The sequence below is a fragment of the Streptomyces sp. NPDC104313 genome (assembly GCF_055583985.1).
Genome location: NZ_JBVJMW010000019.1, coordinates 99,827 through 123,058, shown reverse-complemented (window position 1 = coordinate 123,058; position 23,232 = coordinate 99,827). Strand labels below are relative to the sequence as shown.

19 protein-coding genes are annotated in these 23,232 nt (G+C 71.0%); 16 read left to right on the top strand and 3 right to left on the bottom strand.

Translation table 11 applies throughout. The annotated features are described in order from the left end of the window. Positions 1 to 491 precede the first annotated feature (491 nt). The 15 genes from ACZ60Q_RS32190 (at position 492) to ACZ60Q_RS32120 (ending at position 16,104) form a co-directional block, all read left to right on the top strand. A complete protein-coding gene (locus ACZ60Q_RS32190) occupies positions 492 to 1,988 on the top strand; it encodes a DUF6801 domain-containing protein (protein WP_469641093.1) in 1,497 nt (498 codons plus the stop codon). Between the two features lie 576 nt (positions 1,989 to 2,564). Beyond that, positions 2,565 to 3,551, top strand: coding sequence for an ABC transporter ATP-binding protein (locus ACZ60Q_RS32185; RefSeq protein ID WP_469641092.1), 987 nt, complete (start codon positions 2,565 to 2,567; stop codon positions 3,549 to 3,551). Beyond that, positions 3,548 to 4,420 carry an MlaE family ABC transporter permease gene (locus ACZ60Q_RS32180; RefSeq protein ID WP_469641091.1) on the top strand — a complete coding sequence of 291 codons (873 nt, stop codon included), beginning with the start codon at positions 3,548 to 3,550 and terminating at the stop codon, positions 4,418 to 4,420. Before ACZ60Q_RS32185 ends, ACZ60Q_RS32180 begins: the two co-directional genes overlap by 4 nt. A 3-nt stretch (positions 4,421 to 4,423) precedes the next feature. Then, the gene (locus ACZ60Q_RS32175; protein WP_469641090.1) at positions 4,424 to 5,227 is read left to right on the top strand and encodes an MlaE family ABC transporter permease; all 804 of its coding nucleotides are present in this window, start codon (positions 4,424 to 4,426) and stop codon (positions 5,225 to 5,227) included. Then, positions 5,227 to 6,516, top strand: coding sequence for an MCE family protein (locus ACZ60Q_RS32170; RefSeq protein WP_469641089.1), 1,290 nt, complete (start codon positions 5,227 to 5,229; stop codon positions 6,514 to 6,516). Before ACZ60Q_RS32175 ends, ACZ60Q_RS32170 begins: the two co-directional genes overlap by 1 nt. Then, positions 6,513 to 7,544 (top strand): MCE family protein, encoded by a 1,032-nt coding sequence (locus tag ACZ60Q_RS32165; protein ID WP_469641088.1) that lies wholly within the window; start codon positions 6,513 to 6,515, stop codon positions 7,542 to 7,544. Before ACZ60Q_RS32170 ends, ACZ60Q_RS32165 begins: the two co-directional genes overlap by 4 nt. Further along, entirely contained in the window at positions 7,541 to 8,560 is a 1,020-nt protein-coding gene (locus ACZ60Q_RS32160) for an MCE family protein (RefSeq protein WP_469641087.1), read from the top strand. Before ACZ60Q_RS32165 ends, ACZ60Q_RS32160 begins: the two co-directional genes overlap by 4 nt. 1 nt (position 8,561) lies before the next feature. Then, entirely contained in the window at positions 8,562 to 9,704 is a 1,143-nt protein-coding gene (locus ACZ60Q_RS32155) for an MCE family protein (protein WP_469641086.1), read from the top strand. Beyond that, positions 9,701 to 10,924 (top strand): MCE family protein, encoded by a 1,224-nt coding sequence (locus tag ACZ60Q_RS32150; RefSeq protein ID WP_469641085.1) that lies wholly within the window; start codon positions 9,701 to 9,703, stop codon positions 10,922 to 10,924. Before ACZ60Q_RS32155 ends, ACZ60Q_RS32150 begins: the two co-directional genes overlap by 4 nt. Then, the gene (locus ACZ60Q_RS32145; protein ID WP_469641084.1) at positions 10,921 to 12,156 is read left to right on the top strand and encodes an MCE family protein; all 1,236 of its coding nucleotides are present in this window, start codon (positions 10,921 to 10,923) and stop codon (positions 12,154 to 12,156) included. The genes ACZ60Q_RS32150 and ACZ60Q_RS32145 overlap by 4 nt, the downstream gene beginning before the upstream one ends. A 17-nt stretch (positions 12,157 to 12,173) precedes the next feature. Continuing rightward, the gene (locus ACZ60Q_RS32140; RefSeq protein ID WP_469641101.1) at positions 12,174 to 12,695 is read left to right on the top strand and encodes a hypothetical protein; all 522 of its coding nucleotides are present in this window, start codon (positions 12,174 to 12,176) and stop codon (positions 12,693 to 12,695) included. 23 nt (positions 12,696 to 12,718) lie between these two features. Beyond that, positions 12,719 to 13,339 (top strand): hypothetical protein, encoded by a 621-nt coding sequence (locus ACZ60Q_RS32135; protein ID WP_469641083.1) that lies wholly within the window; start codon positions 12,719 to 12,721, stop codon positions 13,337 to 13,339. A 194-nt stretch (positions 13,340 to 13,533) separates the two neighbouring features. Beyond that, the gene (locus ACZ60Q_RS32130; RefSeq protein ID WP_469641100.1) at positions 13,534 to 14,031 is read left to right on the top strand and encodes a hypothetical protein; all 498 of its coding nucleotides are present in this window, start codon (positions 13,534 to 13,536) and stop codon (positions 14,029 to 14,031) included. Positions 14,032 to 14,091: 60 nt separating this feature from the next. Further along, entirely contained in the window at positions 14,092 to 14,835 is a 744-nt protein-coding gene (locus ACZ60Q_RS32125) for a hypothetical protein (RefSeq protein WP_469641082.1), read from the top strand. Between the two features lie 21 nt (positions 14,836 to 14,856). Next, complete coding sequence (locus ACZ60Q_RS32120; protein ID WP_469641081.1) at positions 14,857 to 16,104, top strand: lytic transglycosylase domain-containing protein; 1,248 nt, start codon at positions 14,857 to 14,859, stop codon at positions 16,102 to 16,104. Here the strand turns inward: ACZ60Q_RS32120 and ACZ60Q_RS32115 are convergent. Beyond that, positions 16,093 to 17,154: an ATP-dependent DNA ligase gene (locus tag ACZ60Q_RS32115; RefSeq protein ID WP_469641080.1), complete on the bottom strand. Its 1,062-nt coding sequence runs from the start codon at positions 17,152 to 17,154 to the stop codon at positions 16,093 to 16,095. The two genes, ACZ60Q_RS32120 and ACZ60Q_RS32115, sit on opposite strands and share 12 nt — an antisense overlap. 76 nt (positions 17,155 to 17,230) lie before the next feature. Between ACZ60Q_RS32115 and ligD the strand changes: the two genes are divergently transcribed. Then, positions 17,231 to 18,265: a non-homologous end-joining DNA ligase gene (ligD, locus tag ACZ60Q_RS32110; RefSeq protein ID WP_469641079.1), complete on the top strand. Its 1,035-nt coding sequence runs from the start codon at positions 17,231 to 17,233 to the stop codon at positions 18,263 to 18,265. A 183-nt stretch (positions 18,266 to 18,448) separates the two neighbouring features. Here the strand turns inward: ligD and ACZ60Q_RS32105 are convergent, their stop codons facing one another. Together ACZ60Q_RS32105 and ACZ60Q_RS32100 are read right to left on the bottom strand one after the other, a co-directional pair. Beyond that, the gene (locus tag ACZ60Q_RS32105) at positions 18,449 to 20,686 is read right to left on the bottom strand and encodes an OmpL47-type beta-barrel domain-containing protein (protein WP_469641078.1); all 2,238 of its coding nucleotides are present in this window, start codon (positions 20,684 to 20,686) and stop codon (positions 18,449 to 18,451) included. Next, positions 20,683 to 23,187 (bottom strand): ThuA domain-containing protein, encoded by a 2,505-nt coding sequence (locus tag ACZ60Q_RS32100; protein WP_469641077.1) that lies wholly within the window; start codon positions 23,185 to 23,187, stop codon positions 20,683 to 20,685. The genes ACZ60Q_RS32105 and ACZ60Q_RS32100 overlap by 4 nt, the downstream gene beginning before the upstream one ends. Between the last annotated feature and the right edge of the window lie 45 nt (positions 23,188 to 23,232).

The window sequence follows — 23,232 nt, the reverse complement described above, 5'->3', positions numbered from 1 at the left end:
CCCCGGGGCGCGGGCCACGCCCCGGAACAGGGGGGGCCCCCCCCCCGCGTTCCCCCCCCCCCCGGGCCGGGGGGGCCGGCGGGGCCCCCCCCCCCGGGCCCCCCCCGACGGCGAGCGGGGGCCCTCCACCGGCATCGGCCGGAGCCACACGTGCCGCTCCACCGTGCCGGCCGGACACACCCCGTTCTCGCGCACCCGCCGACAACGGCGCGGCCGTGGATTGTCACCGATTGCCAAAGTCCTGACACCGGTGATCCGATCGGAAAGCCCGGCCCTTCCCAGGCGTCGTCGGCGTGCGTACCGTACCCGTCGGTAGGGGCTGTAGCCCGTCCGGCCGACGTCCGGCCGGGCCCGGCCGACGTACCACCGAAGCCCGCACGACGTCCGTTCGAAGTCCGCTCGACGTCCGCCCGCAGGGGCCGTTGCCGAGAAGTGGACCCGCTTTCCGCAGCCATCCCTGGGCCCACGCGCGCCGGAAGGACACCATCCGTATGACCGTCGATGCACGTGCCGCAGCGAGACGACCGATCCACTGGGCCGTGGGCGGAGCGCTCGTCGTCGCCACCGCGCTCGTTCCCAGCGCCGAGTCGGCCGCCGCGGAACAGACCTCGCAGGTCGCCCTCCGCTACGCCTGCCCGTTCCCCTCCGGGCCCGAGGACGTGGACGTCGTCGTCTCGGCGGTGCTCCCCACCTCGGTCCGCACGGGCGAGGAGATCCGCCCGTCCCAGGTCTCCGTCGAGGTGAACCTGGAGCCCACCGCACTCACCCGGTTCGGGGAGCTGGAGGCCGCCACCCTGTCGGCCGTCGCGCGGCTCACCGTCCGCAACACCGTCGGCGACATGTCCGCCGACGCCTCCTGGCAGGATCTGACCGCCCCGCCCGTCGCCCTGCCCGGGCCCGAAGGGGACGGCCTGGCCCTGACCGCGACCGGCGACGTGCCCACGGTCTTCTTCGGCAGCCCCGGGCGCGCGACGCTGGCCCCCGCCGAGCTCTCCCTCTCGCTGTCCTCGCTCACCGCGGCGGGCGAGCCGACCACGCCCCCGGGGCTCGACGTCGTCTGCGGACCGTCCCCGGGCCAGGAACCCGAACTCGCCGAGATCACGGTCCGCGGCGACACGGACCCCACGGCCCCGGCTCCACAGCCGGGGGAGAGCGACCCCGCGCCGGACCCGACCCCCACCCGCCCGGCCGAGGGCCTGCCGCCCAGCGCCCGGGAGAAGATCGACGCCCTCACCGACGAACGGCTCGAAGCCCTGGACGGTGAGGACCCGGGCAGCTGCCCGATCGAGATCCCGCCCGAGTGGGTGATGACCACCGCCGAGACCTACGCGGCCGGCTACGCCAACGCCGCCAAGCTGGACGGCGCGGCGGCGTTGGGGCCCGCGTTCATGAAGGTGGTGCTGAACAAGCGCTACATCAACGACTCCTGCGCCTCGACCGTCGACGTCAGCTCGGAGGTGAACTTCGACTACCAGGGACGCAGACAACTCCCCCCGACGAAGGCCACGTTCCTCAGCTACGGCTTCATGCCGACGACCGCGACCATGACGCTGGAGCAGGTGGGCCCCCCGGCCGCGATCCACACGCACACGGTCACCAACACGCCGACCTACCCGGAGGAGACGACCGTCACGGCCCAACTCGTCATGCGGCTCTCCGACGTCGAGGTGAACGGCGTCCCCCTGGACGTGGGACCCGGCTGCCGCACGGAACGCCCCTTCGAGCAGGTGCTGAGGGGGTACGGGCAGAGCTATCCGCCGGCCGGCTACCTCGTGGCGTACGGCGGCACCCTGACCGGTTACGCCCACATCCCGCCGTTCGAGGGCTGTGGTGTGGGTGAGGACCTCGACCCGATCTTCACCTCGGCCATCTCCAGCCCGGGCAGGAAGGCCGACAACTACAGCAAGATGACCCAGGCGCCCCTGTGCGTGGCCACGAACCCGGAAGGGCCGGACTGCCCGCCGAGGGAGCCGAAGCCCGAGCGGTGAGCAGGCACGGCCCGTCGACCACCGGCCGCCGACGCGTGAACACGAACGAGCCCTTCCGGTTCCACGGGACCGGAAGGGCTCTTCCTTTCTGCCCGTCAGGACGCCCGCCGACCGCGTGATTCCTCATCATCCGACAGGTTTGGTTCGCGGACTACTCACCCGCGAACAATCCTGTGCCCCGCGTGAATTCTCGCCGAGGAAAATCTGTACCCAGTATTGCGAAGTAAGGTTACCGGCCCGTAGCGTCCCAGGCGTGCCGATGAGAATCGCCTGCGTGCCTGCTCGGCGGGCACACCCGGGCCCGGTTCGCTCCGCTCCGGTCCAGGGGCGCCCCGGATCGAACGGCCACTGCTTGCGCAGATTTCGACAAGGACGGGAACCGGTCTTGTCACCGAATGACAAGTGATCCATTCACGGCCCCGCGTTCGTCGATCTCCGCTGTTCAACGGCTTGCCCCGGCGGTTTCGGCGGACATAACGTGCGCCCCCTGGTGCATGTGTGACGAGCCGCCATCGCTTTTTCAGAGCCGGAGCGCCAAACGATGAACACGTTCACCGCCACTTCGAGGGAGGGCCGATGGGAATCGAAGTAGTCGTCGAGGGCCTGACGAAGTCCTTCGGCAAGCAGAACATCTGGCAGGACGTCAGCCTCACCCTGCCCGCCGGTGAAGTGAGCGTCATGCTCGGTCCTTCCGGAACCGGAAAGACCGTCTTCCTGAAATCCATCATCGGGCTGCTCAAGCCCGAACAGGGACGCGTCCTCATCAACGGCGTCGACATGGTGAACAGCTCCGAACGCGACATCATGGAGACCCGGAAGCTCTTCGGCCTCATGTTCCAGGACGGGGCCCTCTTCGGCTCGATGTCGCTCTTCGACAACATCGCCTTCCCGCTGCGCGAGCACACCCGCAAGAAGGAATCCGAGATCCGCCGCATCGTCATGGAGCGCATCGACATCGTCGGGCTCCTCGGCGCCGAGGGAAAGCTCCCGGGCGAGATATCCGGCGGTATGCGCAAACGTGCCGGCCTCGCCCGCGCCCTGGTCCTGGACCCGCAGATCATCCTCTGCGACGAGCCGGACTCCGGCCTCGACCCGGTCCGCACCGCCTACCTGTCGCAGCTCCTCATCGACCTCAACGCGCAGATCGACGCGACGATGCTCATCGTCACCCACAACCTCGACATCGCCGCGACCGTACCCGACAACATGGGCATGCTGTTCTGCCGTAACCTCGTCACCTTCGGCCCGCGAGAGGTGCTGCTCACCAGCGACACCCCGGTCGTCTCCCAGTTCCTCGCCGGACGCCGGGAAGGCCCCATCGGCATGTCCGAGGAGAAGGACGCCGCCACCCTCGCCGCCGAGCGGCTGGGCGACACCGCCTCCCCGCACACCGGGCCCCGCACCGTCGTCCCCCAGCTGGAACCCTCGCCCGGCATGCCCGTACGACAGGGCGCGCTGCGCCGCCGGGAGCGGGTCATGTCGATGATGGGCCAGCTGCCGGAGGCCGCCCGTACGGCGATCCTCGACAGCTACGCCCCGGCCGCCGGAGGTGCGCGCGCGTGAGCGCCCCGATGCCGGTCCGGCCACCCGAGCCGCCCGAGAAGCCCCCGCCGGCCACCGGCCCCGGGGGGAGCGCACCGGCCGCGCCCGAGCGGCGGCGGCCCTCCCGGCTCCTCGCCCCGCTCCGCGAGACCGGAAAGCTGTTCGCGCTCGCCGTCGCGGTGGGCCGGGCCATCTTCCGCAGACCGTTCCAGGTGCGCGAGTTCATCGAGCAGTTCTGGTTCGTCGCGAGCGTCACGATCCTGCCCGCCGCCCTTGTCTCCATCCCGTTCGGCGCGGTCATCGCCCTCCAGGTCGGCTCCCTCACCCAGCAGCTCGGCGCCCAGTCCTTCACCGGCGGCGCCAGTGTGCTGGCGGTGATCCAGCAGGCGAGCCCGATCATCGTGGCGCTGCTGATCTCCGGGGCCGCCGGATCCGCGATCTGCGCCGACCTCGGCTCCCGCAAGATCCGCGAGGAGCTCGACGCGATGGAGGTCATGGGCGTCTCGCCCATCCAGCGCCTCGTCGTCCCCCGGGTGCTCGCCACCATGCTCGTCGCCGTCCTGCTCAACGGCCTGATCTCCGTGGTCGGCACGCTCGGCGGCTACTTCTTCAACGTGATCATGCAGGACGGCACCCCGGGCGCCTACCTCGCGAGCTTCTCCGCCCTCGCCCAACTGCCCGACCTCTACATCAGCGAGTTCAAGGCCCTGATCTTCGGCTTCATCGCGGGCATCGTCGCCGCCTACCGGGGACTCAACCCCCGTGGCGGCCCCAAAGGCGTCGGCGACGCGGTCAACCAGTCCGTCGTCATCACCTTCATGCTGCTGTTCTTCGTGAACATGGTCCTCACGGCGATCTACCTCCAGATCGTCCCCGCGAAGGGGAGCTGACCCATGGCGATGCTCAGCTGGCTCGACCGATCGGGCGACCAACTCACCTTCTACGTCAAGGCACTCCTCTGGATCCCGCGCACCCTGCGCCGCTATCTGCGGGAGGTGCAGCGGCTGCTGGCCGAGGTCGCCTTCGGCAGCGGCGGGCTCGGCGTCATCGGCGGCACGATCGGCGTGATGGTCGCCATGACCCTGTTCACCGGCACGGTCGTGGGACTCCAGGGTTACGCGGCCCTCAACCAGATCGGCACCTCGGCGTTCACCGGGTTCATCTCCGCCTACTTCAACACCCGCGAGATCGCCCCCCTGGTCGCCGGCCTCGCCCTCTCCGCCACCGTCGGCGCGGGCTTCACCGCCCAGCTCGGCGCGATGCGGATCAACGAGGAGATCGACGCACTGGAGGCGATGGGCATCCGGTCCATGCCGTACCTCGTCACCACCCGGATCATCGCCGGAGTCGTCGCGATCATCCCGCTGTACGCGATCGGGCTGCTCTCCTCGTACATCGCGTCCCGCTACATCACCATCTTCTTCAACGGGCAGTCGGCGGGCACCTACGACCACTACTTCAACCTCTTCCTCTCCCCGCAGGACGTGCTGCTGTCGGTGCTCAAGGTGCTGATCTTCAGCGTGCTGGTGATCCTCGCCCACTGCTACTACGGCTTCCACGCCACCGGAGGACCGGCCGGTGTGGGCGTGGCGGTCGGCCGCTCGGTGCGCAACGCCATCGTCCTCATCAGCGTCACCGACTTCTTCCTCTCGCTCGCCATCTGGGGCGCCACGACGACGGTGAAGGTGGCCGGCTGATGCGTACCTCCAGCACCCGCACGGTCCGCCGGCGACTGGCCGGAGTCACCTTTCTGCTGGTGCCCGCCGTCCTGGTGTGGGTCTCGGTCTCCGTGTACGAGAAGGACTTCACCGACGACGCCACCGTCACCGTCCACACCGGCCCGGTCGGCAACGAGATGCACGACAACGCGGATGTGAAGCTGCGCGGCGTCGTCATCGGGCAGGTCCGCTCCATCGCCACCGACGGCGCCAGTGCCCGCCTCACCCTGGCCATCGACCGGGACAAGCTCGACCAGGTCCCCGCCGACGTCACCGCCCAGATGCTGCCCACCACCCTCTTCGGCGCACGGTTCGTCGCGCTCGTCCCGCCCCGCATCCCCGTCGGCGGAGCCCTGCGGGCCGGAGCCGTCATCCCGCAGGACCGCTCCAGCAACGCCATCGAGCTGGAACAGGTCCTGGACAACGTCCTGCCGCTGCTGACCGCCGTGAAGCCCGAGAAGCTCTCCGCCACCCTGGGCGCCGTCTCCCAGGCACTGGAGGGGCGCGGTGAGCGCCTCGGCGAGACACTGACCACGCTGGACGGCCACCTGAAGAAGTTCAACCCCCACCTCCCCACCCTCAACGCCGACATCAAGGAACTCGTCAAGGTGAGCACGCTGTACGCGGACGCCGCGCCGGACGTTCTCGACGCGCTGACCGACGCCACGGTCACCAGCTCCACCCTCGCCGACCAGGAGGCGCGGCTCGCCGGGCTCTACGGCACCACCACGGCCGCCGCGCAGGACGTCACCTCCTTCCTGCGGGAGAACAAGGACAACCTCATCCGGCTCTCCGCCGTCAGCCGGCCCTCCCTCGAACTCCTCGCCGAATACTCCGAGTCGTTCCCCTGCACCCTGCGCACCATGGCCGGCTTCGTGCCCGCCATGGACAAGGCACTCGGCAAGGGCACCGACGAACCGGGGCTGCATGTGTCGATCAAGTCCGTCCCCTCCAAGGGGAGATACGTCCCCGGCAAGGACACCCCGGTCTACGGCGCCGGCGGCGGGCCCGCCTGCTATGCGGTTCCGTACGTCGGCAAGCACGCCCCGACCGCCGACACCCGCCGGGCCGCCGACGTCACCGCACCCGTCGGAGCCCCGGGGGGTGCCGCGGACACCACGCTCGGACTGCCCAACTCGCCCCAGGAGTCCCGACTCGTCAACGAACTGGTCGCGCCCTCGCTGAAGGTCCGCCCGGGTGACCTGGCCGACTGGAGCGGCGTGCTCATCGGCCCGGCCTTCCGCGGCGCGGAGGTGAAACTCAAGTGAAACGCCGCTCGCTCGCGGGACCGATCGCCAAGTCCCTCGTCTTCATCGTCGTCACCGTCCTGGCCACCACCGTCCTCGGGCTCTCCATCGCCAACACGGGCGTCGGGGACACCGCCACGTACAAGGCGCGGTTCACCGACGCCACCGGCCTCATCCCCGGCGACAGCGTCCGGATCGCCGGGGTGAAGGTCGGCCAGGTCGAATCCGTGACGGTCGCCGACCGACGGGTCGCCGAGGTCACCTTCGCCGTACGCAAGGGGCAGAGCCTCCCCGCCTCGGTGACCGCGTCCATCAAGTACCTCAACATGGTCGGCCAGCGCTACGTCGACCTCGACCGGGGCGTCGGACCCGTCGGCCGCGCCTTCGCCCCCGGAGACACCGTCCCGCTCTCCCGCACCACCCCGGCACTCGACCTCACCCAGCTCTTCAACGGCTTCCAGCCCCTCTTCGAAGGGCTGTCCCCGCCCGACGTCAACCAGCTCGCCGGCTCCATCGTCCAGGTCCTCCAGGGCGAGGGCGGCACCGTCGACAGCATCCTGCGGCACGTCGGCTCGCTCACCACCACCGTCGCCGCGAAGGACAAGGTGATCGGCGAGGTGATCAAGAACCTCAACACGGTGCTCAAGACGGTCAACGACCGGGAGGCGGGCTTCGACGACCTCGTCGTCACCCTCCAGAAGCTCGTCACCGGATTCTCCGGCGACCGCGAACCCCTCGGCGAGGCCATCACCGCCATGGGCGCGCTGACCACCGTCACCGCCGACCTCTTCCAGGACGGCAGGAAGCCACTCAAGGACGACATCCGCCAACTCGGCCGACTCAGCGGCCAGTTGGAGAAGGGAACCCCGCAGATCGAGAACTTCCTCCAGAAGACCCCGGCCAAGATGGCGGCCATCACCCGGCTGACGTCCTACGGATCGTGGCTCAACCTCTACCTCTGCGAGGCCAAGGTCAGCGGCGTCACCCACGACGACGGCAGCAAGCCGCCGGGCGGCATCGCGATCACCCAACCGAGGTGCCTGGCATGAGAATCACCCCCGTCAGGGAACGCAACCCGGTCGCCGTCGCCGTCGTCGGCCTCCTCGTCCTGGCCCTGCTCGGCCTCGCCGCCTGGCGCGCCGACTCCCTGCCCTTCGTCGAGAGCGGCACCTCCTACAGCGCCGACTTCACCGAATCCGCCGGGCTCACCGACGGCGACGAGGTGCGGATCGCCGGAGTGAAGGTCGGCGAGGTCACCGACGTCTCCCTCGACGGTGCGAAGGTCCGGGTGGGCTTCCGGGTGAGGAACGCCTGGATCGGCGACTCCTCCACCGTCGGCATCGCCGTCAAGACGCTGCTCGGCGAGAAGTACCTCGCCGTCGACCCCCTGGGCGATGCCGCGCAGGACCCCGGCTCCCGCATCACCGCGAGCCGCACCACTTCCCCCTACGACGTGACCCAGGCGTTCAACGGGCTCGGCGAGACCATCGGGGAGATCGACACCGAACGGCTCGCCAAGAGCTTCGAGACGATCTCCGCCACCTTCAAGGACTCCCCGCCCCACGTCCGCAGCGCCGCAGACGGACTCTCCGCCCTCTCCCGTACGGTCTCCGAACGCGACGCCCAGCTCGCCACCCTGCTCCGCTCCAGCAAACAGCTCACCAAGACCCTCGACGGAAAGAAGAGCAGCTTCGAAACGCTCCTGGAGGACGGGAACCTGCTGCTCGGCGAGATCCAGGCGCGCCGCGACTCCATCCACCTGCTGCTCACCGGCACCCGCGACCTCGGCACCCAGCTCACCGGACTCGTCCGGGACAACGAGAAGCAGCTCGGGCCGACCCTGGACTCCCTCGGCCGGGTCACCGCCGTCCTGGTGAAGAACCGCAAGAGCCTGGACAAGGTCCTCGCCATGACCGGCTCCTACAGCCGGCTCGTCGGCAACACCCTCGGCAGCGGGCGCTGGTTCGACAACTACGTCTGTGGAGTCGTGCCCAAGAACTACCTGCCCGCCGGAACACCCCCGGCGACCGGATGCATGCCTCCCCGGCAGCAAGGGGGCCGCTGACATGAGACGCACCCGCATCACCGGCATCGCCACCGGACTCGCCCTCATCGCCGTCGCCGCCGCCGGCGGTGTGAGCGCCCTGGATGAGGACGGGAAGACCACCGTCACCGCCTACTTCGAACGCGCCACCGGCGTCTACGCCGGATCCGACCTGCGGATCCTCGGCGTCAAGGTCGGAACCGTCACCTCCGTCGAACCCCACGGCGAGGAGGTGAAAGTCGTGCTGCGCCTCGATGGGGGCATCGACGTCCCCAAGGACGCGCACGCCGTCGTCGTCGCCCCCAGCCTCGTCGCCGACCGCTACGTCCAGCTCGCCCCGGCCTACGACGGCGGCCCCCGGCTCGCCGACGACGCGGTCCTGCCGGCCGCCCGCAACGCCACCCCCGTCGAGGTCGACGAGTTGTACGCCTCCATCACCGAACTCTCCACCGCGCTGGGCCCGGACGGGGCCAACGCCGACGGGGCGCTCGCCCGGCTCCTGGACACCGGGGCGAAGAACCTCGACGGCAACGGCAAGGCCATCGGGGACTCCATCGAGCAGTTCGGCAAGGCCACCAAAACGCTCGACAAGAGCAGCGGCGACCTGTTCGACACCCTGTCCCACCTCCAGACCTTCACCACCATGCTCAAGGAGAACGACGGCGACGTCCGCAGCGCCGAGCAGCAGCTGAACACGGTCACCTCCTTCCTCGCCGACGACAAGAAGAACCTCAGCGCTGCCCTCAGGGAACTCGGCACCGCCCTCGGCCAGGTCAAGACCTTCATCGCCAAGAACCGCGGCGCGCTCAAGAAGAACGTCGAGGCCCTGGTGCCCGTCACCCAGGCGCTCGTCGACCAGCGCGCCTCGCTCGCCGAGGCAATGGACAACCTGCCGCTCGCCGCGGGCAACGTCCTGAACGCCTACGACCCCGCCAACCGCACCCTCAACGGGCGCACCAACCTCAACGAACTGTCCATGGGGGGACCGCTCGTCGACCCCGGGGCCGCCTCCGCCGCCGGCCGGCTCACCGGCCTCGCCCCCGTCGACGCGACCCGCCGAAAGGCCCTGCCCGTCCTGCCGCTTCCGGAGGTCGGCACGGTCTACGGCACCCCCGAGAAGCAGCCGGACAAGCAGCCCGGCCGGCAGAAGGGGGCGCGACGATGAACGACGACGACCGGCGGGGACCCGTCGTACGGGCCGCCGTCGCAGCCGTGGCCCTACTCGCCACCGGCGCGCTCATCGCCCTGGTCGTGGTCCGCCCCGACGGCCCCTCCTTCACCGGCATCGAACAGATCCCCCTGCCCGGCGGCGCGGACCTCGGCGACCGGCCGTACGAGGTCACCGCCGAGTTCGGCGACGTCCTCAGCCTCGCGCCCCAGTCCTCGGTCAAGGTCAACGACGTGGCCGTGGGGCGCGTCACGAAGATCACCCTGGCCCCGGACGGCTGGCGGGCCCGGGTCACCATGCGGGTCAACGGCAGGATCAAGCTCCCCGCGAACTCCTACGCCCGCCTCGAACAGTCCAGCCTGCTCGGCGAGAAGTTCATCCAGCTCGCCCCACCCCCCGAGGGCACCGCACACGGGTCGCTCGCCGCCGACGGCCGCATCCCGCACTCCCGCACCAACCGGAACCCGGAGGTCGAAGAGGTATTCGGGGCCCTGTCCCTGCTCCTCAACGGCGGCGGCGTCAACCAGCTCAAGACCATCACCACCGAACTCAACAAGGCGCTCGCCGGGCAGGAACCGCAGATCCGCTCCATGCTCAACCGGGTCGACATCCTCGTGACCAACCTGGACGACAACAAGGGCGACATCACCAAGGCCCTGGACGGCGTCAACCGCCTCGCCGCCACCCTCGCCACCCGTGAGCAGGACGTCGGCACGGTCCTCACCGGGCTCAGCCCCGGACTCAAGGTCCTGGAGAAGCAGCGCGGCTCGCTGCTGACCATGCTGCGCTCCCTCGACACCCTCTCCACCGTGGCCGTCGACACGATCAACCGGAGCAAAGCCGACATGATCGCCGACCTCAAGGCGCTCGCCCCGACCCTCAAGGCGCTCGCCGACTCCGGCCAGGACCTGCCCGACTCCCTCCAGGTGCTGCTGACCTACCCCTTCACGGACGAGGTGCTGCGCGGCGTCAAGGGCGACTACCTCAACGTCTACCTGGATGTGACGGCCCTGCCCGGTACGCAGATCATCCCCGCGCTCACCCCGGACCCTCCCGGGATCCCGCTGCCCCCGGCCGAGGGTGAGGGCGCGGCGGCCCGGGGCGCGCTGCCCCTGCCGCTGCCGGCCGTGCCGGGAACGCCGACGCCCGACGCCTCCGGGACGTCGAGGTCCACCGCGCCGGGGGCCTCGAACCCCGCGAAGGGGGCGACACCGTGATCACCCTCGCCATCCGGCTGAAGAACCTCGCCTTCCTCGTCATCGCCGCTCTGGTCCTCGGCTACCTGGGCGTGCGGTACGCCGATCTCGGCCACTACGTCGGACTGCGCAGCTACTACACCGTCACGGTCCAACTGCCGCAGACGGGAGGCCTGTACACCCACTCCAACGTCACCTACCGGGGCGTCTCGGTGGGCCGTGTCGGCCCCATCGAGCTGACCGGGGACGGGGTCGAGGCCGAACTGCGGATCGAGAACGACGCGCCGCCGATACCGGACGGCCTCACCGCCGTCGTCGCGAACCTCTCGGCGGTCGGCGAGCAGTACGTCGATCTGCGGCCGACCCGCAAGGACGGGCCCTTCCTGGGCAACGGCTCGGTCATCGACGAGGCCGACACCACCATCCCCGCACCCCCCACCGACGTCCTCACCAGCGTCGACGACCTGGCCGGCTCCGTGGACCTGGAGAGCCTGCGGACCGTCGTCGAGGAGTTCGGGGCCGCCTTCGAGGGGCGCGGCGACGACCTCCAGGTCCTGCTGGACACCGGAGGCGACTTCATCGAAACCGCCGACAGGGCCTTGCCGGTCACCACCCGGCTGATGGCCGACGGCGAGCGTGTCCTGCGCACCCAGGCCGAACAGGGACAGGCGCTCAAGGGCTTCGCCTCGGGGGCCAGGGAACTGGCCGCCGAACTCAAGGGATCCGACGCCGACCTGCGCCGCCTCATCGCGACCACCCCGGACGCCGCCGTCCAGATCAGCGGACTGCTGCGCGACCTCGACCCCGCCTTCGGCGTCGTCGTCGCCAACCTCCTCACCACGTCACAGGTGGCCGTCACCCGCCAACGCGGCCTGGAGGAACTCCTCGTGAAGCTGCCCGCCGTCGCCGCCGCCGGAGCGAGCGCGGTCGACGACGACGGCGCCCGGTTCGGGATGTCCGTCACCTTCTTCGAACCACTGCCCTGCACCGCCGGCTACGGCGGCACGGTCTATCGCAACGGCCTCAACACCTCCGCCGGGCCAGCCGTGAACACCGCCGCCCGCTGCACGTCCTCGCCCGGTACCGGCATCAACGTCCGGGGCAGCGCCAACGCCCCCGAGGGCGGTGCGGTGCCGAAGCCGGCCGTTCCGGGCTCGATGAAGCTGCCCGGAGCCATGGACGCCGGGTCCGCGACCGCACGGCCGCCGGCCGAGGGTATGGCCGGGCTGCTGGGTCTGGGAGGCGGCGCATGAACCCCCGCACCCGGCGCATGAACCCCCGCACCCGGCGCTTGGGCGGCTGGGCCGTCCTGCTCGTCGCCGCCCTGGTCTGCGGTCTGGGGGCCTGGTCGTACGGGCAGGCGCGCGGCGACCGCACCCTGTCCTACGCGAAGGCCCGCGACACGGCCCTGGCCGAGGGCAGAGCGCACCTCGCGACGCTGAACAGCCTGGACGGCGAGAGAGCCAAGCGGGTGGACGACGGGTTACGGGCCTGGCTGGACTCCTCCACGGGGCCGCTGCACGACCAGCTGGAGCGGACCCGTGAAGCCGACGCGAAGTCCCTGACGACCGCGGGCGACACGGCCCGGGGCAAGGTCACGTCGGCGGCGCTGACCGCACTGGACGAGCGCACGGGCACGGCGGAGCTGATCGCCACCGTGGACGTCGAGGTCACCCCGCGCTCCGGCGCGGCCGGCACCCAGCGCAAGCGGTTCGGGGCGACTCTCGCCCGTACGGCCGACGGCTGGAAGGTCAAGGCGCTCACAGCGATCGGGACGGGCGGCGGCCGATGAGACCGCGGGGAGGAACGACCACGGTGAACAGCACGGCCACGGACGACGTGACCGACGTGTCGGACCCGACGGACGCCACGGCGGAGAAGGCCGCGACGGCGGAGGCGGCAGCGACGGACCTGAGAGATGCCGTGGACGGGGCCCGCCGCCGGTGGCCGCGCGTCCTAGGGGCGCTTCTGGCGGTCGCCCTGATCGCCACGGGCGGCGCCCTGTACGCCGAGGGACGCCATCTGCGGGACACCCCGGCCACGGCGAACCTCGCGCTCACCGACGCGGAGGAGACCGCCCGCGTCGCCGGCGACGTCAGCGGCGCGCTCGGGAAGATCTTCAGTTACGGTCCCGGTGCCACCGCCGTCACCAGGGCGGCGGCGAAAGAGGTCCTGGCGGGCAAGGCGCTGAAGCAGTACGCGGCGCTGTTCGGCCAGGTCGAACGACAGTCCGCCGACCAGAAGCTGACGCTCACCACCGAAGTCGTCCGGGCCGGGGTGACCCGGCTGACGCGTGACAGCGCCCACCTCCTGGTCTTCCTCGACCAGGTGTACGAGCGCCGGGGCCGCGCTCCCACCACCGCCTCCGCACAGCTCACGGTGACCGCGGAACTGCGCGACGGGCGTTGGTGGATCGTCGAGATCGGCTCCACATGACGGCGGGCCGCCGGCGATGGCGCACCGGTCCGGTTCGGCAGGCAGGGGAGAGGCAGCACATGGCACGGCAGCGGACGGCACGACAGGACACGGCGCAGCGGGACACGACACAGGAGGGCCCGGCACAGCGCGACACGGCACAGGAGGGCCCGGTGTCGGCGGGGAGGGTACGAGCGGGAACGAGGAACCCGCTGGTGATCGTCGCGCTGGCCCTGGCGGTGTGCGCGGCCGGAGCGGCCGGCTGGGGCGGCTGGCTGCGCTACGAGGCCACGCACGACGAGGCGGCGTCCTTCGCGCGGACCCGGGACGACGCGTTGGCGGCGGGCGAACAGGCGGTGCAGAACATGAACACCCTGGACCACCGATCGCTGGAGAAGGGGCTCGACAGCTGGGAGCAGTCCACCACCGGCGATCTGCACCGCCAGCTCGTCGAAGGCCGGGACGCGTTCGCCGGGCAGATCGCCGAGGCGAAGACGGTGAGCACGGCCGAGGTCCTCTCCGGCGCGGTGACCGAGCTGGACCAACGGGCGGGCCGCGCAGGGGTGATGGTGGCGCTGAGGGTCACCGTGACCGCACCGAAGGGTGAACCGGCGGTGAAGGAGAGCCGGTTGCTCGGGAGCCTCACCCGTACCGCCGAGGGGTGGAAGCTCAGCGCGCTGGGCCAGGCGCCCGTCGGCGGCACGGGCGGCTGACCTCCGCCCCCGCATCCGCCCGTACCGCCTGCCCCGCACGTCCCGGAGAGGACCCCGCCCATGTCGACGACCCGCCACCTCGTGAACCGCCGCCGCCGGCTGGCCACGGCGCCGCCGCGTACGCCGGGGGCCGAGACGGAGCCGGCCTCCGAACAGGCCACCGCCACCTCTGTCGCCGCCGATACGGAACCGCGGGCGGCGACAGGTACGACAACCGATCCCGATGCCCACACCGACCCCGACACCGCTCCCGAGGCCCCGGCGGACGCTCCCCGTGACAAGCCGTCCCGTCTGCGCGTCGGACTCCCCGCCGTGTTGTGCGCCCTCACCGTCCTCCTCGGATCCTTCGCCGCCTGGGCGTTCACCTCGGCCGACGGCCTCCGCGAGGAACCGGCTCGGCAGAACACCGCGCTCACCGACATCGGCCGGACCAGTGAGGTGAAGGGCCGGATCAGCGAGGCGGTCGGCGCGGTGTTCTCGTACGACTACGCCTCGCCCACCCGGTCCGACCGCGCCGCGAGCACCTATCTGACCGGCCGGGCCGTGCGGCAGCACCAGGACATGCTCGCCGGCGTACGGGAGCAGGCGCCGCGGCAGAAGCTCGTCCTGACCACCACCGTGACCGGGAGCGGGGTCGAGTTCCTCGACGGCGACCGCGCCCGGCTGCTGATCTTCGCCGACCAGAGCAACACCCGTACCGGCAAGGACGAGGAGACGACGTACGCGGCGGCCATGTTCGCCGTGGACGCCATCCGCCGAGGAGACACCTGGCTGATCGCCGCCATCGACACGTTCACCCGCTGAGCCCCGGAGAGGGGAGCCCAGATGAGCTTCAACCGCACGGTGCGCCGTCGGCTCACCGGCACCGCCACCGCCGTCGCCGCGATGACCGCGCTCACCGCGTCCCAGGCCCCTGGGTTCGCGCTTCCCGAGCTCCGGCAGGGGACGGCGGCGGCGTCGGACGATGTCGTGTGGAGCGAGGTGCCGGGTGACGACGCCTACCACACCGAATTGCCTCCGCTGCGGTCCCCGAAGCCGCCCGCGCCCCTGAAGCCCGGGGCGAAGCCCGATCCGCTCCTGGCCCGTGCCTGGTCCCAGGCGGGCATTCCGGCGACCGTGCTGGCCGCCTACCGCAAGGCCGAGAGCGCGGTCGGCCGCGGCGACCCGGGCTGCGGGCTGCCGTGGCACCTGCTCGCGGCGATCGGCAAGGTCGAGTCGGGCCAGGCGTCCGGCGGGCGGGTCGACGCCCGCGGGACGACGCTCACCCCGATCCTCGGCCCCGCGCTCGACGGGAAGGGCTTCGCCCTGATCCGGGACACCGACGACGGGGCGTACGACGGCGACCGCGCCTACGACCGGGCCGTGGGGCCGATGCAGTTCATCCCCTCGACCTGGGCTGTCTGGGGTGCGGACGGCAACGGCGACGGGCGTCGGGACCCGAACAACATCTACGACGCGGCGCTCGCCGCCGGGCGCTACCTCTGCGCCGGGTCCCGCGATCTGACCCGCCGTGCCGACCTGGACCGGGCGATTCTCAGCTACAACCAGTCCGACACCTATCTGCGGACCGTGCTGTCCTGGCTGGAGTTCTACCGCGGCGGCAGCCACCCGGTCGCCGACGGCGAGGGCGTCTTCCCCGTCGGCCCCGGCCCCGGCGGGAAGACCCCGCCCAGGGCCCCGGTCGGCGGGCCCGGCGCGCCGGGGCGGCCCGGCGAGGGCGACGGAGGCGTCGTCGTCGGCCCGCAGCCCACCCGGCCGCCGAGTCCGAAGCCCACACCCCCTCCCACGGGCCCCGGCTCACCGAGCCCGAGCCCCGACCCGACGGACCCGGGGCCCACCGATCCGGGCCCGAGCCCCAGCCCCACCGGTCCGACCGACCCGGGGCCCACCGATCCGGGCCCGAGCCCCGACCCGACCGGCCCCACCACACCGCCCGACCCCGGCGAGACGGACCCGGGCTGCCCCGACGACACCCCGTCGCCGTCCCCGCCCGGTGACACGGGTACGGCGGAGCCGGGCGTGTCGGAAGGGCCCTGCGCCACGCCGACCGATGAGCCGGGGTCAGCCGCCTGACAGCACCTCGGACAGGTCGTAGGAGACGACCTCCTCCAACTGCGCGTACGTACAGCCGGCGGGGGACCGGTCCGGGCGCCACCGGCGGAACTGGGTGGTGTGCCGGAACCGGTCGCCCTCCATGTGGTCGTAGGCCACCTCGCACACCCGCTCCGGGCGCAGCGGCACCCAGGACTGGTCCTTCTTGCCCGACCAGCGGTTCTGCGTCCCCGGCAGGCGGGACCGCTCGTGCGCCGCCGCGTCCGCCCAGGCGCCCCACGGGTGCTCGGCGAACCCGACGCGCAGCGGCGCCAGTTCCTCGGCCAGCTCGGCGCGCCGCCTCATCGGGAAGGCCGCGCAGACCCCGACGTGCTGGAGTACGCCGTCGGCGTCGTACAGGCCGAGCAGGAGTGAGCCGACGACCGGGCCGCTCTTGTGCTCGCGGTAGCCCGCCACCACGACGTCGGCGGTCCGCTCGTGCTTGATCTTGTACATCGCCCGGGTGTCGGGCCGGTAGGGGAGATCGAGCGGTTTCGCCACGATCCCGTCGAGCCCGGCCCCCTCGTACCGGTCGAACCACTCCCGGGCGACCTCGATGTCCGTGGTGGCCGGAGCGAGGAACACGGGCGCGGACGCGCCGGAGAGCGCCGCCCTCAGCACCTCCCGCCGGTCCGCCTGCGGGGTGGGGAGCAGAGAGGTGTCGTCGATCGCGAGGACGTCGAAGGCGATCAGGCTCGCCGGGGTCCGCTCGGCGAGCAGCCGCACCCGCGAGTCCGCCGGATGGATCCGCTCGCCGAGCCGCTCGAAGTCGAGCCGCCCCTGGTGGGCGATGACGATCTCGCCGTCGATCACACAGCGCGGCGGGAGGTTCTCCCGTACGACGTCGAGGAGGTCGGGGAAGTAGCGGGTCAGCGACTTGCCCGTGCGGCTGCCGATCTCCACCTCGTCGCCGTCCCGGTACACGATCGCCCGGAAGCCGTCCCACTTCGCCTCGTAGCTCATGCCCGGCGGGATCTTGGCCACCGACTTGGCGAGCATCGGCTTCACGGGCGGCATCACCGGCAGGTCCATGGCCCGATTCTGACCCCCGCACCCACCCATGTCTCCCGATGTGCGGCATAGGTGCGACCGGCCTACGGTGGCCGTCATGGGAGCAGCGGTGGAGCTGGACGCGGGCGGACGGGCCGTGAGGTTGTCCAACCCGGACAAGGTGTACTTTCCGGAGAAGGGCTACACCAAGAGAGACGTGGCGGAGTACTTCCTGGCGGTGGGACCGGGGATCACCCGGGCCCTGAACCGCCGGCCGACCACGCTCCAGCGCTTCGTGGACGGGGTGGAGGGCGACTTCTTCTACCAGAAGCGCGCCCCGAAGAACCTCCCCGAGTGGATCCCCACCGCTCGCATCGCCTTCCCGAGCGGCCGTCCCGCCGACGAGATCTGCCCCACCGAACTGGCCGCGGTGATCTGGGCCGCCAACCTCGGCACCCTCACCTTCCACCCCTGGCCCGTCCGCGCCGGGGACACCGACCACCCGGACGAACTCCGCATCGACCTGGACCCGCAGCCGGGCACCGCCTACGCCGACGCCGTCACCGCCGCCCATGAACTGCGCTCCGTCCTGGAGGACCACGGAGTACGAGGCCGGCCCAAGACCTCCGGCGGGCGCGGCATCCACGTCTTCGTGCCCATCGAGCCCGCCTGGACCTTCACCGAGGTGCGCCGCGCCACCATCGCCGCGGGGCGCGAGCTGGAGCGGCGGATGCCCGAGCGGGTGACGACCGCCTGGTGGAAGGAGGAGCGCGGGGAGCGGATCTTCGTCGACTTCAACCAGACCGCCCGCGACCGCACCATCGCCTCCGCCTACTCCGTACGGCCCTTCCCGCACGCCCCGGTCTCCGCCCCGCTGCGCTGGGAGGAGATCGACGACGCCGAACCGCGCGACTTCGATATCCGTACCCTCCCGGTGCGCTACGCCGAACTCGGCGACGTGCACGCCGACATGGATCAGGAGGCGTTCCGGCTCGACGCCCTGCTGGAGCTGGCCGACCGGGACGAGAAGGAGCGCGGGCTCGGCGACATGCCCTATCCGCCGGAGTATCCGAAGATGCCCGGCGAGCCCAAGCGCGTCCAGCCCAGCCGCGCCCGCCACGACGACGATGACGATGACGACGAGAAGGCGTGAGCGCAAGCACGGAGCGGTGCGGCGCGGCGCGCACGGGGGACCCCGCGACCCACCGCGAGCGCTGGGAGGCGTACAGGCACAGCCCGCAAGCACAGCCCGTTCCTCCCCGCGACCGTCCTCGTCCTGGTGGCCGCGCCCGCACGCCGGAGCATGCGGCCGCGGCCACCTGAGGTTGCCGGAGTCCTACAGCTCCTTGATCCGGATGTCGCGGTACGAGATGACGTCGGTGACGCCGTGCACCTGGAGCCCGATGTGGCCGGAGGCGAACCGCCGGCCGTCGGTGCCCGGGTCGCCGCCCCGCGGCGGCTCGAAGAGCTGACCGCCGGTGTTGTCGAACTCGTTGATCAGGACACCGTTGCGGTAGATCTCGTAGTGCTGGTCCACCACCTTGATCTCGTAGTCGTTCCAGGTGCCCTTCGGCGTGACCCCGGCGCCGCCGAGACCCACCCGGTCGAAGCCGTACACCGAACCGGTCTTGTACATGTCGCCGTCCGGCCGGTCGTTGACCTGGATCTCATGGCCGTACTTGATGGCGACCCACTCCGGACGCGACTCCTCCGGGTGGTCGTGGACCTTCGGGAAGCGGACGAACACCCCGCCGTTGGCGTTGCCCGAGCCCGGGGCGTCGTCCCGCCACTGGAGCTTCAGCGAGAAGTCCCCGTACGCACGGGCCGGGAACCACAGCATGCCCATGCCGCCCACCGTGGTGGAGCTGGTGATCGAGCCGTCCTCCTCGTTCAGCCCGAACGCGCCGCCGCCCACCTGCTGCCACTTGGCGAGCGAGGCCGCCGTGCCGTCGAAGAGCTTGGTGTAGCCCTCGGACTGGCCCGGCTTGCCGATGCCCGACCGCTTGGCGGCCTGGTTGATCGCCCGGCGCTCGCGCTGGTCGATGACGCCGTCGGTCTTCAGCTTGTCGAGGACCGACGTCATGTGCTTGAGGAACAGCGCGTGGGAGGACCAGTCCTTCTCGTCCTCGATCAGCTCGTTGATCGTGCAGCGGTTACGGGTGATCCTGTTGGGCACGCCCGTGTCGATCGTGCCGACGAAGACGGTGTGCCGCTCGTCGAACTCCGCGCAGTTCGGCGCGGGGACCCCGCCGCCCCGGGCGATGGTGAACGACACCTTCTTCGCCTCGGAGGTGTTGCCCGCCTTGTCGGTCGCCCGGTGGGCGATGGAGTGGTGGCCGACCCGGTCGACGATCACCGGGGTGGTGTACGCCAGGTAGGGGCCGCCGTCGAGGGAGTACTCGACCTTGTCCACGCCCGAGTCGTCGTCGGTCGCGGAGACGGTGGCCCGGGCGCTGGTGATGAACGCGCCGTCGGAGTTCTTGTCGCCCGCCACCTTCACCGAGGTCTCCGGAGCCGTCCGGTCCTTGGACGGCGGCTCGATCACGGTGAAGTCGACCGCCTTCTCGTCCGCCACGTTGCCCGACCGGTCGGTGGCCCGGTAGCGGACCTTGTGCTCGCCCACCTCGTGGACCATCACCGGTGCGGTGTACGGCTGCCATGCGCCGTCCGCGCCGAGCGCGTACTCGATGGTGTTGACGCCGGACCCGGTGTCGGACGCGGTCACGGTGACCGTGGCCATCCCCAGGTACGCGCCCGCGTCGTCCTTCTCGCCCGAGACGGTCGCCGAGGTCTCCGGCGGCGTCCTGTCGTCGGTCGGTGGCGCGGCGACCGCGAAGTCGACGGATTTCTCCGCCGCCACGTTGCCCGCCTTGTCGGTGGCCCGGTAGCGGACCGTGTGGTCGCCGACCTCGTTCACCACGACGGGCGCCGTGTAGGGCTGCCACGCGCCGTCCGCTCCGAGGGCGAACTCGACGGTGTCGACGCCGGAGCCCCCGTCAGTGGCCTCGACGGTGACCGACGCCTGGCCGATGTACGCACCGTCGCCGTTCTTGTCGCCGTCGACCCTGGCCGAGGTCGCGGGGGCCTCGGTGTCCTCGCCGCTGCCCTCGGTGACGGTCAGGATGCCCTGCATCTGGCCGTGGCCGGGGATCGTGCAGTGGTAGAAGTACCGGCCGGGCGACAGCGTGACCTCCACGCTGTGCTTGCCGCCCTTGGCGTCGCCCGGGTTGGCCAGGATGTTCAGCTGGACGTCGTTGTTGAACTCCGGGTCCGACACGCCGAACGTCAGCGTGTGCGGCATGCTCGTCGTGTTCCCGGTGGCTGTGCTGTTCTCGAAGACGATGGTCGCCTTGCCGGCCACCGCCGTCTTCGGCGCGGACAGATAGCGGTCGATCGGGTCGCCCGCGGTCCAGGTCAGCACCTGGTCGGCGGCGGCCGCCCGGGGGGCGTCGTCCTCCTTGCCGTACGCGGCCGTCGAGGTCAGCCCGAGGACCATCAGGAGGGAGGCCAGCAGGGCCACCCAGAAGCTCGGCGGACGGTGCCGCCCGCGTGTCAGGAGCGAGTGGTGTCTCACTTCGCCGCCGCCTTTCCGACGAGATCCGCGGCGGCCGGGGTCGAGCCGCCGCCCTTGTACGTCACGCGCCACAGCGCCGACTTGGGGTCGGAGGTGAAGAAGCCGCGCCCGTAGTCCAGGACGTACAGCGATCCGTCCGGCGCGAACTTCCAGTCCATCAGGTTGCGGATGCCGTCGGACCCGACCGGAATGATCTTCTTCAACGACTCGGCGTGCGTGGGCAGTCCGCCCTTGCCGACCGTCTTCGGGTCGGTCAGCACGGCGTGCCGGGGCTGGGTTCCGTCGTAGAAGTCGCCGACGAACCACTTGCCGTCCCAGTAGGCGGGCCACTTGGCGGTGGACTCGCTCTGCGGGTCGTAGCGGTAGACCGGGCCGTTCATCGTGGCCTGCCCGCCGCCCTTGAGCCAGGGCAGCAGCTGCTTGCCCTCCTCCGGCTTGTAGCTCGGTACGCCGTTGGCGTCGCGCGGGTAGTCGACCCCGCCGCCCTGCGGGGAGTACCAGATGGTGTTCGGGGTCACCGGCGGCAGCTTGACCAGGCCGTCGTTGTGCGGCGACTCGTTCTTCGGGGCCTTGCAGTCGTACCAGCCCAGCGGCTTGGCCGGGTCGGGCAGATTGCGGTCCCGGTAGGGCTGGTTGTTGCCCATGCAGTACGGCCAGCCGTGGTTGCCCGCCTTGGTGATCGCGGCGAACGTGTCGTACTTCGCCGGACCCCAGGTGGTGGACGGCGAGCTCGCGTCGGGGCCGACCCAGCCCGCGTACAGGGTGTCCGTCGAGGTGTCGACCGAGATCCGGGCCGGGTTGCGCACGCCCATCACATAGATCTCGCCCCGGGTCTTCCCGCCGCCCTCGTCCGGCTCCTTGCCGGTGAAGAGGTTGCCCTCGGGCAGGGTGTACGTACCGTCGTCCTCCGGGTGGATCCGCAGGATCTTCCCGTTGAGGTTGTTGGTGTTGCCCGCGGTGCGCCGCGCGTCGGCGAAGGAGACGCCCTTGTAGTTCGGCTGCGGGTTGTTGCCGGAGTAACCGTCGCTGAAACCGGAGGAGTTGTTGTCGCCGGTCGCGATGTACAGGTTGTCCTTCGAGTCCCACGCCAGACCGCCGCCCGCGTGACAGCAGCTGTTGATCTGCACGGGCCAGCCGAGCAGCACCTTCTCCGAGGCCGGGTCCAGCTTGCCGGTCGCGGAGTCGAAGGTGAAGCGGGAGAGCTGACGGGTCGCCATGCGTCTGTCGCGGTCGATCTTCGCGTGCGGGGTGTAGTGCAGATACACCCACCCGTTGGAAGCGAAGTCCGGGTCCAGCTCGATGCCGAGCAACCCCTCCTCGACCTTGCGGAGTTCGTCGCCGCCGCCCTTGTTGCCGAAGACGTCCAGCGCACCCGCCAGGGTGACCTTCCCGGTCTTCGGGTCGTAGACGTGGATCTCGCCCTTGCCCTTGCCGATGTTCGGGTCGTTCCAGTCGATGACGACCGGGACGGAGCTGTCGGCCCCGCCGCGTCCGATGTAGAAGACCCGCCCGTCCGGCGCGGTCACCAGGCCGTGTGGTTCGCCGATCTGGTCGTTCTGGCCCGGCTGGTTGGGCTGGGTCAGGCGCTCGGCGGTGTAGTTGGAGGTGATCGTGGCCTTGCAGTCGGCCTGCGAGGTCCGGTTCGTCCAGGCGAGGGCGCCGCGCAGATGGTCGCGGAAGTCGGTCTCCGCGAAGCTGTCCGCCGTACCGCCCATCGCGGTGTAGAAGGACCGGCCTCCGTCGTAGTCGCGGCACCAGGAGACCGGGTGGTCCCAGCCGTTCGCGCTCGCACCCGGCTTGTAGGTCAGCTCCCTGACACGTGCCACGGTGTGCACGTCACCGGACGGGTTCTTCGTCCAGTTCAGCCACTTGTCGGGGCGCTTCCACTCCAGCGGCAGGTTCTTGGTGGCCGGGTGGACCCGGTCCCCGATCTCGACGGTCGCCCGCTGCGCGGACGTCGGGCTGTTCGCCGCGGGGCGGGCTCCGACCAGACCGGTGAACCAGTCCGAGTACGGCTCGGTGCGCGCCGCGTCATGGATGCCGAGGAAGCCGCCGCCCGCCTCCATGTACGCCTCCAGGCCCGCTTCCTGCTCCGGGTCGAGGACGTCACCCCCGCCGGTCAGGAAGACGACGGCGTGGAAGGAGCCGAGCCGCTTGCCGTTGGTGAAGACCTTCGGGTCGGCGGTGGCCACGGTGGTGAACCGTCCGGCCTCCGGGCCGCTCTGGCCGATCTTCTCGATCGCCGCGATGCCGGCGTCCGTGTACGAAGCCTCGTCGCCGGCCGACGCGTGGAACACCAGCACCTTGACCTGCTTCGCGGCGCCCGGCGGAGACGGCAGGGACAACGTTGTCGCCATCTTCTCCACGAGAGCCCGGTCCGGCGACGGATCCGCGCTGGCCGGGCCGCCGCTGCCCAGCATGGACACGGTCAGTGCGCCGGCCGCCACGGCCGCCGCGAGGCCGCGTCGTGATCTGGACCGGTGATGTGATGCGCGCTGCATGTGGTCACCCACCCTTCTGTGGTCACTGCACCTCTCGGTGACTGT